This window comes from Shewanella fodinae (assembly GCF_014651955.1).
Taxonomy (GTDB): Bacteria; Pseudomonadota; Gammaproteobacteria; order Enterobacterales; family Shewanellaceae; genus Shewanella; species Shewanella fodinae.
In genome coordinates this window covers 138,225-153,905 of the sequence record NZ_BMXW01000005.1, presented here as the reverse complement: position 1 = coordinate 153,905, position 15,681 = coordinate 138,225, and the positions used below count along the sequence as shown (strand labels likewise).

At 48.7% G+C, this 15,681-nt stretch carries 12 protein-coding genes; 11 read left to right on the top strand and 1 reads right to left on the bottom strand.

Annotated elements, in window-relative coordinates:
• Positions 1-12: 12 nt before the first annotated feature.
• The 4 genes from infB (at position 13) to rpsO (ending at position 4,486) form a co-directional block, all read left to right on the top strand.
• Positions 13-2,691: a translation initiation factor IF-2 gene (infB, locus tag IE064_RS06640; RefSeq protein WP_189617166.1), complete on the top strand. Its 2,679-nt coding sequence runs from the start codon at positions 13-15 to the stop codon at positions 2,689-2,691.
• Between the two features lie 63 nt (positions 2,692-2,754).
• Complete coding sequence (rbfA, locus tag IE064_RS06635; protein ID WP_189617165.1) at positions 2,755-3,171, top strand: 30S ribosome-binding factor RbfA; 417 nt, start codon at positions 2,755-2,757, stop codon at positions 3,169-3,171.
• Positions 3,171-4,121, top strand: a complete 951-nt coding sequence (gene truB, locus IE064_RS06630; protein ID WP_189617164.1) for a tRNA pseudouridine(55) synthase TruB — start codon at positions 3,171-3,173, stop codon at positions 4,119-4,121. The genes rbfA and truB overlap by 1 nt, the downstream gene beginning before the upstream one ends.
• A gap of 95 nt (positions 4,122-4,216) precedes the next feature.
• On the top strand, positions 4,217-4,486 hold the full coding sequence (rpsO, locus tag IE064_RS06625; protein ID WP_133039757.1) for a 30S ribosomal protein S15: 270 nt from the start codon (positions 4,217-4,219) through the stop codon (positions 4,484-4,486).
• Positions 4,487-4,545: 59 nt separating this feature from the next.
• Here rpsO and IE064_RS06620 read toward each other — a convergent pair whose 3' ends face one another.
• A complete protein-coding gene (locus IE064_RS06620) occupies positions 4,546-6,582 on the bottom strand; it encodes a putative bifunctional diguanylate cyclase/phosphodiesterase (protein ID WP_189617163.1) in 2,037 nt (678 codons plus the stop codon).
• A gap of 220 nt (positions 6,583-6,802) precedes the next feature.
• Here IE064_RS06620 and pnp point away from each other — a divergent pair, with 220 nt between their 5' ends.
• The 7 genes from pnp (at position 6,803) to deoC (ending at position 15,632) form a co-directional block, all read left to right on the top strand.
• On the top strand, positions 6,803-8,917 hold the full coding sequence (gene pnp / locus IE064_RS06615) for a polyribonucleotide nucleotidyltransferase (protein ID WP_189617162.1): 2,115 nt from the start codon (positions 6,803-6,805) through the stop codon (positions 8,915-8,917).
• A gap of 147 nt (positions 8,918-9,064) precedes the next feature.
• A complete protein-coding gene (gene nlpI / locus IE064_RS06610; RefSeq protein ID WP_189617161.1) occupies positions 9,065-9,964 on the top strand; it encodes a lipoprotein NlpI in 900 nt (299 codons plus the stop codon).
• A 193-nt stretch (positions 9,965-10,157) separates the two neighbouring features.
• Positions 10,158-11,747, top strand: a complete 1,590-nt coding sequence (gene prfC, locus IE064_RS06605; protein WP_133039760.1) for a peptide chain release factor 3 — start codon at positions 10,158-10,160, stop codon at positions 11,745-11,747.
• 56 nt (positions 11,748-11,803) lie between these two features.
• Entirely contained in the window at positions 11,804-11,962 is a 159-nt protein-coding gene (locus tag IE064_RS18350; protein ID WP_505973602.1) for a DUF5363 family protein, read from the top strand.
• A gap of 67 nt (positions 11,963-12,029) precedes the next feature.
• Positions 12,030-12,821 (top strand): TatD family hydrolase, encoded by a 792-nt coding sequence (locus tag IE064_RS06600; protein WP_189617160.1) that lies wholly within the window; start codon positions 12,030-12,032, stop codon positions 12,819-12,821.
• Positions 12,822-12,986: 165 nt separating this feature from the next.
• A complete protein-coding gene (locus tag IE064_RS06595) occupies positions 12,987-14,483 on the top strand; it encodes a NupC/NupG family nucleoside CNT transporter (protein WP_189617159.1) in 1,497 nt (498 codons plus the stop codon).
• Between the two features lie 375 nt (positions 14,484-14,858).
• Positions 14,859-15,632, top strand: a complete 774-nt coding sequence (gene deoC / locus IE064_RS06590; protein WP_189617158.1) for a deoxyribose-phosphate aldolase — start codon at positions 14,859-14,861, stop codon at positions 15,630-15,632.
• Positions 15,633-15,681: the final 49 nt, after the last annotated feature.

Below are 15,681 nucleotides of genomic sequence, written 5' to 3'. Positions count from 1 at the left end.
GGGAAGTAACTGATGGCAGAAACTACTGTAGAAAAGTTGGCCATGGAAGTTGGAAAAGATGTTGATCGGCTGATCGAACAATTTTCCAAAGCCGGCATAAAGAAGAAACGCAATGATCGCGTGACTGAATCTGAAAAACACCAACTGCTGGAACATCTGAAACAGCAGCATGGTCAAGACAGCGCGCCAGCGCGGATGACATTACAGCGCAAGACCGTGTCTACGCTGAGTGTGTCCGGTTCTGGTGGTCAATCAAAAGACGTCAAAGTGGAAGTGCGTAAAACGCGTACCTTCGTAAAACGCGACCCAGCTGAGCTGGCGCGTCAGGCTGCCGAAGCGGAAGCCAAGGCGAAAGCCGAAGCTGAGGCCAAAGCCAAAGCAGAAGCGGAAGCCAAGGCGCGAGCTGAAGCAGAAGCTAAGGCTAAGGCCGCCAAAGCCGAAGCGGAGGCCAAGGCAAAAGCCGAAGCTAAAGCGAAAGCCGAAGCTGAAACTGATGTCGCTAAAGCTAAACCGGTGGAACTAACCCCCGAACAGGCCGCCGCCGCTGAAGCTGCGCGCATAGAAGCGGCTCGACTGAAGGCCGCTCAGGAAGAAGCCGTACGTCGCAAAGCGGATGAGGAAGCGGCAAAGGCCGCTGCCGAAGCGCGTCGTTTGGCTGAAGAGAATGAAAAGCGTTGGGCGGAAGAAGAACGCCAGCGTCTAGAAGCGGAAAATCGTAACGATCACCATATCACCACCTCTAAAGTGGCGCGAGCTGCCGAAGATACCAGTGATATGGATGAAGAGCGCTCTGGCCGCCGTAACCGTCATAAGAGCACAGGTAAAAAACGTTCTAAGGAAGAACGCCTGAGCCGTGATGGTGGTAAAGAGCGGATGTTGCGCTCAAAAGCCCCTCAGTCTATGAAGCATGGGTTTAATAAACCCGTTGCTGCGGTAAACCGTGATGTGCGCATTGGTGAAACTATCACTGTTAACGATCTGGCACAGCGTATGGCAGTCAAGGCCACTGAAATCATTAAAGCTATGATGAAAATGGGCTCGATGGTCACCATTAACCAGGTGTTGGATCAGGAAACTGCACAACTGGTTGCCGAGGAAATGGGTCATAAAGTGATTCTGGTGCGTGAAAACGAACTGGAGCATGAAGTACTGGCCGACCGTGATGGTGAAGATGTCAAAGTAGAGCCCCGCGCACCTGTGGTGACCATTATGGGGCATGTTGACCACGGCAAAACGTCACTGCTTGACTATATCCGTCGCACTAAGGTGGCAGCTGGCGAAGCGGGTGGCATCACTCAGCATATCGGTGCTTACCATGTGCAGACTGATAACGGCATGATCACCTTCCTCGATACCCCAGGACACGCCGCATTTACCGCGATGCGTGCACGTGGTGCCCAAGCGACCGATATCGTGATTCTGGTGGTTGCCGCCGATGATGGCGTCATGCCGCAAACCATCGAAGCTATCCAGCACGCCAAAGCTGGCGGTGCGCCGCTGATTGTGGCTGTCAACAAGATTGATAAGCCAGAAGCTGACGTGGAACGGGTGAAGAGCGAGTTGTCACAGTATGGCGTTATGTCTGAAGATTGGGGCGGACAGAACATGTTTGTCTACGTTTCCGCCAAGACAGGCCAAGGCGTCGATGAATTGTTGGAAGCGATTCTGCTAGAAGCCGAAGTCCTAGAACTGACTGCTGTTAGAGATGGTATGGCTGCAGGTGTGGTTATCGAATCCAAACTGGACAAAGGGCGTGGCCCGGTGGCTACGGTACTGGTTCAGGAAGGCACTCTGCATCAAGGGGATATCGTACTGTGTGGTCTGGAATACGGTAAAGTCCGCGCAATGAAGGACGAAGATGGTAACAGCATTACTGAAGCTGGCCCATCGATTCCGGTAGAGATCCTCGGTCTTTCCGGTGTGCCATCAGCAGGTGATGAAGCCACCGTTGTGAAAGATGAACGTAAGGCCCGTGAAGTTGCGTTATATCGTCAGGGCAAATTCCGTGAAGTGAAACTGGCGCGTCAGCAGAAAGCCAAGTTGGAAAACATGTTTGCCAACATGACTGAAGGCGAAATTCAGGAACTGAATATTGTACTGAAGGCTGACGTTCAAGGTTCTCTGGAAGCGATTTCAGATTCTCTGACTAAATTGTCTACCGATGAAGTCAAAGTGAACATCATCGCCAGCGGTGTTGGTGCATTGACAGAAACCGACGCTACTCTGGCGGCAGCTTCTAACGCCATTATGGTAGGCTTCAACGTTCGTGCAGACGCGCAAGCACGTAAAACGATTGAAAGTGAAAGCGTCGATTTGCGCTACTACAGTGTGATCTACGATTTGATTGACGAAGTGAAGGCTGCCATGAGTGGTATGCTGGCGCCGGAATTCAAACAGCAGATCATCGGTATGGCGGAAGTCCGTGACGTGTTCAAGTCACCAAAACTGGGTGCTATCGCAGGTTGTATGGTCACCGAAGGTCAGGTGAAGCGCAGTGCGCCTATCCGAGTGCTGCGTGATAACGTGGTGATCTTCGAAGGTGAACTGGAATCTCTGCGACGCTTCAAAGATGACGTCAGCGAAGTTCGAGCGGGTACCGAGTGTGGTATTGGTGTGAAGAACTATAATGATGTTCGCGTAGGCGATCAGATCGAAGTATTTGAAACCGTCGAAGTCGCCCGGACACTCTAAACAGGCTGTTGCGACGAATAAGGGCGGCTTCGGCCGCCTTTCTTAATTTGGGGGAATAAGATAATGGCAAGAGAATTTAGCCGTACTCGACGCATAGCACAGCAGTTACAGCAAGAGCTGGCTTTTGTGCTACAACGTGATATGAAAGATCCCCGGATTGGCATGGTGACAGTAAATGATGTTGACGTGTCACGGGATCTGAGTTTTGCCAAGGTGTATGTCACCCTGTTTGAAGAAGACCCAGAGCGTATCCAGGAAAAAATGGCCGCGCTCACCAAGGCGGCACCCTATGTCCGTACATTGGTTGCCGGTCGCATGCAATTGCGGGTCATGCCGGAACTGCGTTTCGTCTATGACAAATCCCTGGTTGAAGGGATGCGTATGTCTAATCTGGTAACTCAGGTCGTGAATAGCGATAAAGCTAAACATCAGCAGTCTGAACATGATGATGACACATCCGGGGATGAGGAAAATAACTAATGGCAAAACGACCTAAGGGCCGTTTCGTAGATGGTGTTGTGCTGTTGGATAAGCCCACCGGCATGAGTTCCAATCACGCATTACAGAAAGTTAAGCGGATTTATAATGCGGTTAAGGCGGGTCATACTGGTGCGCTCGACCCTTTAGCCACCGGAATGCTGCCCATCTGTTTGGGGGAAGCAACCAAGTTCTCACAGCATCTGTTGGATGCCGACAAACGTTATCTGGTTACCGCTAAGCTCGGCGTTCGTACCGATACCAGTGATGCTGATGGTGAAGTGGTCAGCACCCGGCCGTTGACTTTCAGTTCGGCGCAACTCGAAACCGCGTTAGCGCATTTTCGCGGTGACACCTTACAGGTGCCTTCGATGTTTTCGGCCCTGAAATATCAAGGACAACCTCTTTATAAATATGCCCGCGAGGGCAAAGACGTGCCACGAGAAGCGCGGCCGATTACAGTGTACGAGCTCAAGTTTATCGCGCTGACAGATGATGAACTGACGCTGGAAATTCACTGCTCTAAAGGTACCTATATTCGTACTATTGTGGATGATCTTGGTGAACTGCTTGGTTGTGGTGCGCATGTGATTATGCTGCGGCGTTTACAGGTTGGTCATTATCCCTATGAACGTATGGTCACGCTGGAGCAACTACAACAGTTGTTCGATGAGGCGATAGCACAGGAGATTGCACCGTCACAGTTATTAGATCCATTGTTGCTACCTGCCGATGCGGCCGTGGCAGATCTTGATGAATGTAATGTCCCAGAAGCATTAGGGACTTACCTGTTGCACGGTAATCCGGTGCGGGTCAATGGATTAAAACCAGCGGCGTTGGTGCGTATCACCTTGGGGGAAGCACGTCGATTTATCGGCGTAGGCACCATGAACGATGATGGTTTACTAGCCCCTAAACGCCTTATAGTCATGCACGAGACTACCGTTGACTGAACTTGCACTGTAATAGGTAACAGGTTATTATTCTGCGCCCCTCGGCTGAGTTAGTGATCGGCTGAGGTCATTTGATTAAATATTTGGAGAGACTCATGTCACTAAGTACTGAAAAGAAAGCTGAAATCCTGGCTGAATTTGGCCGCGGCGAAAACGATACTGGCTCACCTGAAGTTCAGGTTGCCCTGTTGACTGCTCAGATCAATCATCTGCAGGATCATTTCAGAGAACACGCAAAAGATCATCACTCTCGCCGTGGTCTGTTGCGCATGGTTAGCTCTCGTCGTAAGTTGTTGAGCTATCTGCAGAAGAAAGATGCTGAACGTTATGCTGCTTTGATCCAGAAACTGGGTCTGCGTCGCTAATCAGTTTCTCATCGAAAGAGGAGGCTTACGCCTCCTTTTTTGATCTATTCTTTGAACAATCAAAGCCCTACCTTACTGGGCTGTGCTACCACATAACGCTTTTCAAACTCTGCCAACGGCAATGGCTCGCTAAAGTAGAAGCCTTGACCGATACCACAACCATGACTTTCCAACCAGTCTAGCTGTTGTTTATTTTCAATCCCTTCCGCAATAATTTGTAACCCTAATTGCTTGCCTAACGTCAGAATAGTGGAAGCGATAGCGCTATTACCCGGTAGTTCAGAAATAAATGCGCGATCAATTTTGAGTGTCGTCAGTGGTAGCCGACGCAGATAAGACAGCGATGAATAACCAGTTCCGAAGTCATCCACCGCAATACCAAAGCCTGCAGATTGCAATTGTTGCAGCTTTAATACTGCCTGCTCGACATCATTCATAAAGGCTGTTTCGGTGATTTCGATTTCCAGATACTCAGGTTTTATCTGATAGCGCATTGCCGAACGTTTAATATGTGGAATAAGCCCAGGATCGGCGAATTGCTTTGTGGATACGTTACAGGCAATAGTGGTCTGGAAGTTGTAAAGTTTTTGCCACATATTGAGTGTCTTGCAACTTTGCTCAATTACCCATTCCCCGATTGCCACAATAATGCCGGTTTCTTCTGCAATGGGAATAAAAGTCATTGGGCTGACAAGTTTGTCTCCCCGTTGCCAGCGGATCAGGGCTTCGCAACCAATCAAATGGCCGCTTCGTAGATCCAGCTGTGGTTGGAAATACAACACAAACTCGTCATTTTTGATGGCGTCGTGCAGCGAGGCTTCTGTTCGCAAACGAGTAACGGCACGTTCTGTCATCTGTTGCTTGAAAAATGCCCAGTGGTTGGAGCCTGCAGCTTTGGCGCTATACATGGCAATGTCGGCATGGCGGATCAGATCTTCTGCTGTTTCACCATCGTCAGGGTAAAACGAGATCCCCACTGATGCTGCTGGATGTACAGAATGGTCGCCCAGCTTAATGGTCATCTTTAACTGTTCAAAAAGTTTTTCCACGAAATCTGCTACTTGGCTGGGAGAATGCAGATCTTCGGCCAGAATTACAAACTCGTCACCACCCAAGCGCACCACTAACCCTCGGTTGTCTACAAAACGTTTCAGTAGCAGTGCAATACGGATCAAATATTGATCGCCTAACGAATGTCCCAATGAGTCATTGATATTTTTAAACCGATCTAAGTCAATAAACAGCAGCGCCAGGTTACTTTTGCGAACATTTGCTCGCTGAATCGCAACTGTGAGGGTTTCCAACAGCAGCGTACGGTTTGGTAACCCGGTAAGTGAATCTCGGGTCGCCATTTTCCTGAGTTTTTCTTGGGCTTTACTGAATTGCACCAAAATTTGATTTAATTTCGAGGCAACCAATCCTAATTCATCGTCTTTATGGTTGTTTAGTACGGGTAGCAGATGCTCGTCAGGGCATTCAGGATCGATGCGGTCAATCGCTTCACCGATTTTCGCAATGGGTTGCGTCAGAAATCGGTGAAATACCAAAGATAACACTAGGGTAATAAAGAGGGCTCGTGCCAGCGTCGCCGTAAAACTCACTTTTAACTGGCTGATCAGTCGCTCTGTTAACTCGCGGGTATTGTAATTTATCTGCAGCGTGCCTATTAACTGTGGTTTTTCGTCATTTCCTAGGTATGTAGGCTGATGCAGTTGACGGTTGATTTGGCGAAATTCACCAAATAACTTCAGGCTGATGGCAGAAAAGATATCGTCCGGCAGAGATGTTGTGTTACCCACACTGACAAAGGTATTGCCATCATCTAGGGTAATGATGGCTGAACCGACATAATCGACTTTCAGTAAACCTTCCAGCGTTTGTTTGGCAAGATTGTCATCCAGTGCCCAAACCGCATTTTCTACGGGCTGTTCAACAGAATCGACAACTTCTTTTTGGCTGCGCTTTAGCGTTTCACGTTCGGTGGATAGCACCATCAAAATTTCAACGATAAAGATAGCAATAGCGAAAAAAAGCGCTGTAAATACCACCAGATTGGTTTGTTTCCACGTCAACGACTTGAAACGTCTGGCCCGCATCCGCTTCTTCCTTTGCATCTAAGCCCTTTTTAAAGGCACCGTCGGTTTATATACGAATAATGTTAGTCCATAACTGCATATTTTATGGAATGAATCCCAGAGATCTTACTTTATGGGAAAGTTGTTGTTTTGTCACTTGGTTACGCTCTTTATCTGTACAACTGCTTTGCAGTATACTTACGCGCGAATTCAAGATTATTGAAATTAAGGAATGGGTCACGTGAATCCAATAGTAAAAAGTTTTAAATATGGTCAGCACACAGTTTCTCTGGAAACAGGCGTAATCGCACGCCAGGCCGATGGTGCCGTTCTTGCAAGTATGGGCGACACCACCGTTCTGGTAACCGTAGTCGGTAAGAAAGAATCAGACCCAAGCCGTGACTTCTTTCCTCTTACTGTTAACTATCAGGAAAAAACCTATGCAGCCGGTAAAATTCCCGGTGGTTTTTTCAAACGCGAAGGTCGTCCCTCCGAAGATGAAACGTTGGTTGCCCGTTTAATCGATCGTCCTATACGTCCTCTGTTTCCCGATGGTTTCACCAATGAAGTTCAGGTCATCATTACTGTGGTTTCAGTCGATCCGCAGATTGATCCAGATATCATCTCGATGATTGGTACGTCAGCTGCATTGGCTATTTCTGGTATTCCATTTAATGGTCCGTTGGGTTCCGCCCGGGTGGGTTACATTAATGGTGAATATGTCCTGAATCCAAGTGTTGCGGAGCTGGATAACAGCGATTTGGACTTGGTTGTTGCCGGTACTAAAAATGCGGTACTGATGGTGGAATCGGAAGCGAATATTCTGCCAGAGGAAGTGATGCTGGGTGCGGTCGTTTATGGTCACGAGCAGCAGCAAGTGGTTATCGAGGCCATTGCTGAATTCCAGAAAGAAGCCGGTAAACCTCGTTGGGATTGGACTGCGCCAGTAAAAAATGAAACGCTGGCAGAGAAGATCAAAGCGCTTGCCGAAGCAGATTTTACTGCCGCTTATCAGATTACTGCCAAGCAGGAACGTTATCAGGCTGTGGCAGATATCAAGAAAGCCGTGGTTGAAAAGTTGCTAGCTGAAGATCCGCAACTGGATACCACTGAGGCTGACAACTTGCTCGGTAGTTTGGAAAAACGCGTAGTACGTAGCCGTATTCTGAAAGGTTTGCCTCGTATCGATGGTCGTGAACCGGATATGGTGCGTGCGTTGAGCGTAATGGCGGGTGTATTGCCCCGTACTCACGGTAGCGCATTGTTCACTCGTGGTGAAACTCAGGCGTTGGTTACTTGTACTCTGGGGACTGAACGCGATGCTCAGAAAGTCGATTCTATTCTGGGTGAGCGTACCAAACGCTTTATGCTGCATTACAACTTCCCGCCGTTCTCTGTAGGTGAAACCGGTATGGTTGGTTCACCAAAACGCCGTGAGATTGGTCATGGTAAGTTGGCTTGGCGCGGTGTTAATGCGGTTATGCCATCAGAAGCGGAATTTCCTTACAGTGTGCGCGTGGTATCTGAAATCACCGAATCAAACGGTTCTAGCTCAATGGCTTCTGTGTGTGGTAGCTCTCTGGCGTTAATGGATGCTGGTGTGCCTATCAAGACTTCTGTTGCCGGTATTGCCATGGGCTTAGTGAAAGAAGGTGATGATTTTGTGGTGCTGTCAGACATTCTGGGTGATGAAGATCACCTGGGTGACATGGACTTCAAAGTCGCCGGTACCCGTGATGGTGTTACTGCGTTGCAGATGGATATCAAGATCGAAGGTATCACCAAAGAGATCATGGAAATTGCGCTGCAGCAGGCTTACGGTGCGCGTGTGCATATCCTAAACGTGATGGATCAGGCGATTAATAAAGCCCGTCCAGAAATCTCTGATCATGCTCCTCGTATCACCACTATCAAGATCAATCCGGAGAAAATCCGTGAAGTGATTGGTAAAGGTGGCGCGACTATCCGTGCGTTGACTGAAGAAACTGGCACCACTATTGAGTTGGAAGACGATGGCACAGTGAAGATTGCTTCTAATAACGCGGATGCTACCAAGGAAGCCATTCGCCGTATTGAAGAGATCACCTCTGAAGTGGAAGTTGGCCGTATCTATAAAGGTAAAGTTATCCGTATCGTGGATTTCGGTGCCTTTGTGAATATCCTGCCGGGCAAAGATGGTTTAGTTCATATCTCACAGATTGCTGAAGAACGTGTTGCTAACGTGTCTGACTATCTGCAACTGAATCAAGAAGTCACTGTTAAAGTGATGGAAGTGGATCGTCAGGGGCGTGTGCGTCTGTCCATTAAGGAAGCACAACAGGCTGCTGCGGCTGCACCGACTGATTCAGCTGAATAAGTCATTGACAAAGTTTTAAGGAGATCTTCGGATCTCCTTTTTTATTTGCCCATAGTTTTTTTATGTCGTAGGGTAACTTGGCCGATGGCAGTGGCTCCGCTCTGTTGCTATGATGAACAGCGCATTGGAATTAAGAAGGACTTTTGCATGAATTTGAATTTGCGGGCTGCCGTATTTTGCGTTGTGGCTGTTGGCAGTCTCCTAAACGGCGGTTGTGCGGCAACGTCTGCTGCTGATAATCAAGGGCAGTTATTGGTCGCGCCGTTGTTGCCTGATTACAAGATGGAAATCGCCCTGGCAAAGCTGAATGAGATTATTTCCAATGCCAAGCTTACTCAGCAGCAGCTAGCACGTTTTCATTATGATCGTGGCGTAATATACGATCGTCTCGGTTTACGCATCATGGCGCGTATTGAGTTTCACGAGGCGTTGAAGTTACAACCTGACTTGGCTGATGCGTACAACTTTATCGGCATTTACTATACCCAGGAAGGTGAGTTTGATGCCGCTTACGAGGCTTTTGATTCCGCATTAGAGCTGGCGCCTGATTATGACTATGCCTATCTCAACCGTGGCTTAGCGCTTTATTATGGCGACAGACCACAGCTGGCTGTGGACGATATGCAGTCCTTTCTGAACAAAGAGCCATCCGATGGTTATCGAGTCTTGTGGCTATATCTGGCTGAGTATCAGCTCGAGCCGAAACAGGCATTGCTCACGATGCAGCATAATCGCAGCAAACTCAATGATGACACTTGGTCGACAGTACTGGTGGATTATGTGTTGGGTAAAACCTCGGAAGCCCAGGTTTTTGCATTGGCAAAACAGGGGTTGAAAGGGCCTGCTGAATATGCTGAACGTCTCTGCGAAGCCTACTTTTATCTGGCAAAAATAGCGGAAGAACAGCAGCAAAATGACAAGGCCGCTAACTACCTGCGATTGGCGCTGGCAACCAATATCTATGACTTTGTTGAACATCGATATGCTCGGGTTGAGTTGGCGCTATTGGCAAATACCATGGATAACAGTAAAGACAGTTCGCTGTAATGCTCTCAGATTAGCGGCAACTACGGTTGCCGCTTGCCACAGTTGTTCGAGGCTTTTACCAGAGTTTCAGGTTTGTACGTTGTTTATCCCGTCAAGATCATAGAAAATAGCCGCCTTTAACAGTTGTCATCCTCGCTCCGGCACCGCTGGTTACTCGTCGTGTCGGCGCCATTTATGCAGAAGATAGTTATCCATGTCGAATAAGCTAATCCAGCAGGAAGTGGGCAAACGCCGAACTTTCGCCATTATTTCGCACCCTGACGCGGGTAAGACCACCATTACGGAGAAAGTGCTGCTGCACGGCCATCTGATCCAGCAAGCGGGAACGGTAAAAGGTCGCGGCTCAGGTCAGCATGCTAAGTCTGACTGGATGGAGATGGAGAAAGAACGTGGTATCTCGGTAACCACCTCAGTCATGCAATTCCCTTACAATGATTGCTTGGTGAACCTGTTAGATACTCCGGGGCATGAAGATTTCTCGGAAGATACCTATCGTACACTTACTGCCGTTGACTCCTGCTTGATGGTGATTGATGCCGCCAAAGGTGTGGAAGACCGTACCCGTAAGCTGATGGAAGTCACCCGCTTGCGTGATACCCCGATTATCACCTTTATGAACAAGCTAGACCGTGACATCCGCGATCCGATGGAATTGCTCGATGAAGTGGAAAACGAGCTGAACATCATGTGTGCGCCCATCAGTTGGCCTATTGGTTGTGGTAAGTCTTTTAAAGGCGTGTATCACCTGCATCGCGATGAAACCATCCTGTACCACAGTGGTTTAGGTCATACCATTCAGGAAGTACGCATTATTAAGGGGTTGAATAACCCAGAATTGGATAATGCCGTTGGCAGCGATTTAGCCCAGCAGTTGCGCGAAGAGCTGGAGCTGGTGCGCGGCGCCTCCAATGAGTTCGATGAAGAGCTGTTCCTGAGCGGCGAATTAACACCGGTATTTTTTGGTACGGCGTTAGGCAACTTTGGGGTAGATCATATGTTGGATGGTCTTACCCAATGGGCACCCGCGCCGAAGCCGCGGCAAAGCAGTGATCGACTGGTTGAAGCAACGGAAGAAAATTTCTCCGGTTTTGTCTTTAAAATTCAGGCCAATATGGACCCGAAACACCGCGATCGCATCGCCTTTATGCGCGTAGTGTCTGGACAGTACACCCAAGGGATGAAGATGAAGCATGTGCGCATCGGCAAAACGGTGAGCATTTCCGATGCAGTAACTTTTATGGCGGGTGATCGCGAACGCGCAGAAGAAGCCTTTGCTGGTGATATTATCGGATTACACAATCACGGTACTATTCAGATTGGCGATACATTTACGCAGGGCGAAGAACTGAAATTTACCGGTATTCCTAATTTTGCCCCAGAAATGTTCCGGCGTATTCGTCTTAAAGATCCGCTGAAACAAAAGCAATTGCTTAAAGGCTTGGTACAGTTGTCAGAAGAAGGCGCGGTTCAGGTATTCCGGCCGCTAGAGAATAACGATCTGATTGTAGGTGCCGTTGGGGTGCTGCAGTTTGAAGTGGTTGTCGGCCGCTTGAAATCTGAATATAACGTTGAAGCCATTTACGAAGCTGTCAACGTTGCAACCGCGCGTTGGGTATATTGCAACGACGCTAAAAAACTGGATGAATTTCAACGTAAATGCACTGTTAATTTGGCATTGGATGGCGGCGATAACCTCACTTATATCGCGCCGACTATGGTCAATCTCAACTTGTCGATGGAACGTTATCCCGACATTGAATTTGCCAAAACGCGAGAACACTGATAAAAGGCGGAGTCATACTCCGCTTTTTTCTTGGGCGCATAGAAAGGGTTGGCAACATGAATAAAATGCTTTCACTGATAAAACGTGGCTGGCTTAAATACACCAGTTGGTGCGATAAGATGGGTTTGACTGAGAACAGCCAACGCTGTTGTATGCCGCGTTTGCAGGATCCGCCACTCGAGAAAAAACCATTTAGCAAAGATCCAACCAATTAGTTGGAGATAATGCAGGCCGCAGTGTGTCTTCAATAATACTGCTTGGCTCGTCATTATTAATATATCGATGCTGACTGATTCTCACGCCCATCTTGATGCCATCGAGTTCGATGGCGACCGTGAGCAACTGTTCCTTGAAATGCAACAGGCAGGGATCAGCGGTGCATTAATTCCGGGCGTGTCACCTGCTGATTGGGCCAAACAGCAACAGATTGCTGCTGCCTTTCAATGCCCTTATGCACTCGGCATTCATCCTTGGTATTGCCCGACAGATATTCCTGCGGCGATGGCTTTATTGGAGCGTCAACTTCAGCAGCACTTGGCTGATCCATTGCTGGTCGCCGTAGGCGAGTGTGGTCTTGATAAACCCAGAGCAAAATTCGCGGAAGACGATGTTCGTCGCGTTGCCTGGGAGCAACAAATGGTTTTATTGGACGCGCAGTTGGCATTAGCGGTGAAATACCAATTGCCGGTAGTGTTGCACGCGGTGCATTGTCACGCGGCGATGCAGGCGCTTTTGCAAAAATACCCTAGCTGTCATGGTGTTATTCATGGTTTCAGCGGCAGCTATGAAGTGGCTATGCAATACTGGCAGATGGGTTTTCGTTTGGGGATCGGTGGTTTGTTACTTGAGGCATCCGCTAAAAAGCTGCGTAGCGCGGTGAAGCGTTTGCCGCTACCAGCGTTGTTGGTGGAAACTGATGCGCCAGCCATGGCACCAGCAGCGCTGCGGCCAGCGCGCAACACGCCGTTAACGATACTGGCGGTGGTGGCTGAGATAGCAAAATTGCAGGGAAAAACTGCCGTTCTGGTATCAGAACAGTTACAGAATAATTTTGTTCAACTGTTTGAGCGCTAAATAGAATTAAGGGAACATCGCAAAGTTTTTTGTAAGGTTTTGAAAAATAAACCCTAAAATGTACTACAGCAGGCGATTTTGTGGCGCCCGTTGGTTATAATGCCGCCCAAATAAAGGTCGGTTAACGCCATTAACAAAGCAATTAACAATAAAAAGGGATAGTTAATGAGTATCGTCATGAGTTTAGTGGGATTGTTTTTCCTACTGTTTATTGGCTTCTTGTTTTCCAACAATAAGAAAGCGATAAATCTGCGCACTGTCGGCGGTGCTTTTCTGATCCAGGCGGCTTTTGGTGGCTTTGTTCTGTATGTGCCGGTAGGTAAAGACATCCTTAAAGGTGTTTCCGACGCAGTGTATAGTGTCATTGATAAGGCTAACGATGGTATTCGTTTCCTGTTTGGCGACCTAGCTAACTTTAAAGTCGGCTTTATCTTTGTGATTCATGTGTTGCCGGTGATTGTCTTTTTCTCCTCGTTGATCGCGGTGTTATATCATCTGGGCATCATGCAGTGGGTGATCCGTTTATTGGGTGGCGCGCTTCAGAAAGCGCTGGGTACCAGTCGCACCGAATCTATGTCGGCCACCGCCAATATTTTTGTCGGTCAAACCGAAGCGCCATTAGTGGTACGGCCTTTTATTCCCACCATGACGCAATCTGAACTGTTCGCCATTATGGTGGGCGGTATGGCATCCATTGCTGGTTCAGTTATGGCAGGATATGCGCAAATGGGCGTGCCGATGGAATATCTGGTGGCCGCTTCATTTATGGCGGCACCTGGCGGGTTATTGATGGCTAAATTGATGCATCCAGAAACCGAAGCCCCACATGATGATATTGTGGCGCTGCCAGATGATCCCGATAAGCCTGCCAATGTGTTGGATGCGGCGGCTAGTGGCGCCTCCGCTGGTATGCAACTGGCATTGAACGTCGGCGCTATGCTGCTGGCATTTATTGGCCTTATTGCCTTAATCAACAGCATTATTGGTGGTATCGGTGGTTGGTTTGGCTATGGCAATGCCGCGCTCGCAACAGCATTTGATGCATTAAAAACTGCCGCAGCAGCGACTCCGGAATTGCAGGCAGCGTTCAACAGCAGTGTGCAAGCACTGGCTGATCAAGCGCATGTGGCGGTAACGGCCTTAACAATTACCGATATTGACCGACAACTGGTGATTGAGCAGTTTAGTAAGCTGCAACAACCTGAATTAGCAACTGCAACCAAGGCGGTTGTTGATGCTGCAGCCGCTAAAATTTCCTTGGAAATGATCCTCGGTTACCTGTTTATGCCTCTGGCCTGGATGATTGGCGTACCCTGGAAAGAGGCGATGCTTGCTGGTTCCTTTATCGGCCAGAAGATAGTGGTCAATGAATTTGTGGCTTACTCTAATTTTGCCCCTTATCTGAAAGATCTGGCTGAAGGTGGCAAGCTGGTGGCTGAAACCGGTATGGTGATGACTGATAAAACCAAAGCCATTGTGTCTTTCGCCTTGTGTGGTTTTGCCAACCTTTCCTCCATTGCTATTCTGCTGGGGGGGCTTGGCGGCATGGCACCCAACCGTCGTCATGAGTTAGCGAAACTAGGGATGCGCGCGGTTATCGCCGGTTCGCTGGCTAACTTGATGAGCGCTACACTTGCCGGTTTGTTTGTCGCTCTTTCCTGACCTTTGTTGCCGGGCCAGATCTATGTCTCTGGCCCGCGCGTCAATTTGCCGCTACAGCTATTTTTCAATAATTGTTCGTTAATCTGAACCGCTGGTTCTGGAAATGAAATTATCCGCGGTATATTATTGGCCGCCTTGCAGGAGTCACTCGTCCCTTGCTGTGCTGCTTGCCAGTGACGGCGTATTGATTCAGCTATTTTTCGCGTTAAAAGGAATTTTTCGCGGTAAGGGTGCCCTTGGGGCAATCCTTTCCGGTCTTCACGGAGCCAAGTCGTGAGCCCGATGATTGGTCGTCATGTGCGTACCAGCGCGGGATGTCATGTCGCTGGTAGTGGTAACCAGTGATGAACAGATTATTTCTCGGAGAGCTTACCCATGACTGATTTGAAACAGGCCGCCCGTCAGGCCATTCGACTGATGGATTTGACTACGCTGAACGACGATGACACCGAGCAGAAAGTCATTGCCTTGTGCCATAAAGCGAAAACCCCAGCGGGCAATACTGCTGCTGTGTGTGTATACCCACGCTTTGTTCCTATCGCCCGTAAAACCCTAAATAGTATTGGTGCGACAGATGTAAAAGTGGCAACTGTGACCAATTTCCCTCACGGTAATGACGACCTCGATATTGCGTTGTTGGAGACCAAAGCCGCTGTCGCTTACGGCGCTGACGAAGTGGATGTGGTGTTCCCCTATCGGGCGTTGATGGCGGGTAACGAGACGATTGGGTACGAGTTAGTCAAAGCCTGTAAGCAAGCTTGTGGTAAGCAAGCCTTACTGAAAGTCATTATTGAAAGTGGTGAATTGCAAGATCCAGCATTGATCCGTAAAGCTTCCGAAATCGCGATTGACGCAGGTGCCGATTTTATCAAGACCTCAACCGGCAAAGTGCCGGTAAATGCCACTATTGAAGCGGCTGAAATTATGCTGACGGTTATCAGCGAGAAAAATCCTCAAGTAGGTTTTAAGCCAGCCGGTGGGGTTCGCGATGCCGCGCAAGCCGCGGAGTTTCTTGGGGTAGCCCAGCGTATTTTAGGGGCGGATTGGATCAGTCCCCGCACCTTCCGTTTTGGAGCTTCTAGTCTGCTCACTAATCTGCTGCATACGCTGGAACTGGGTCAGGCACCCGGTACTGAGCAAGGTTACTGAGTTAAACAACGCGTTATGGCAGAGTATTGACCACATGGCGGTCAGTCAC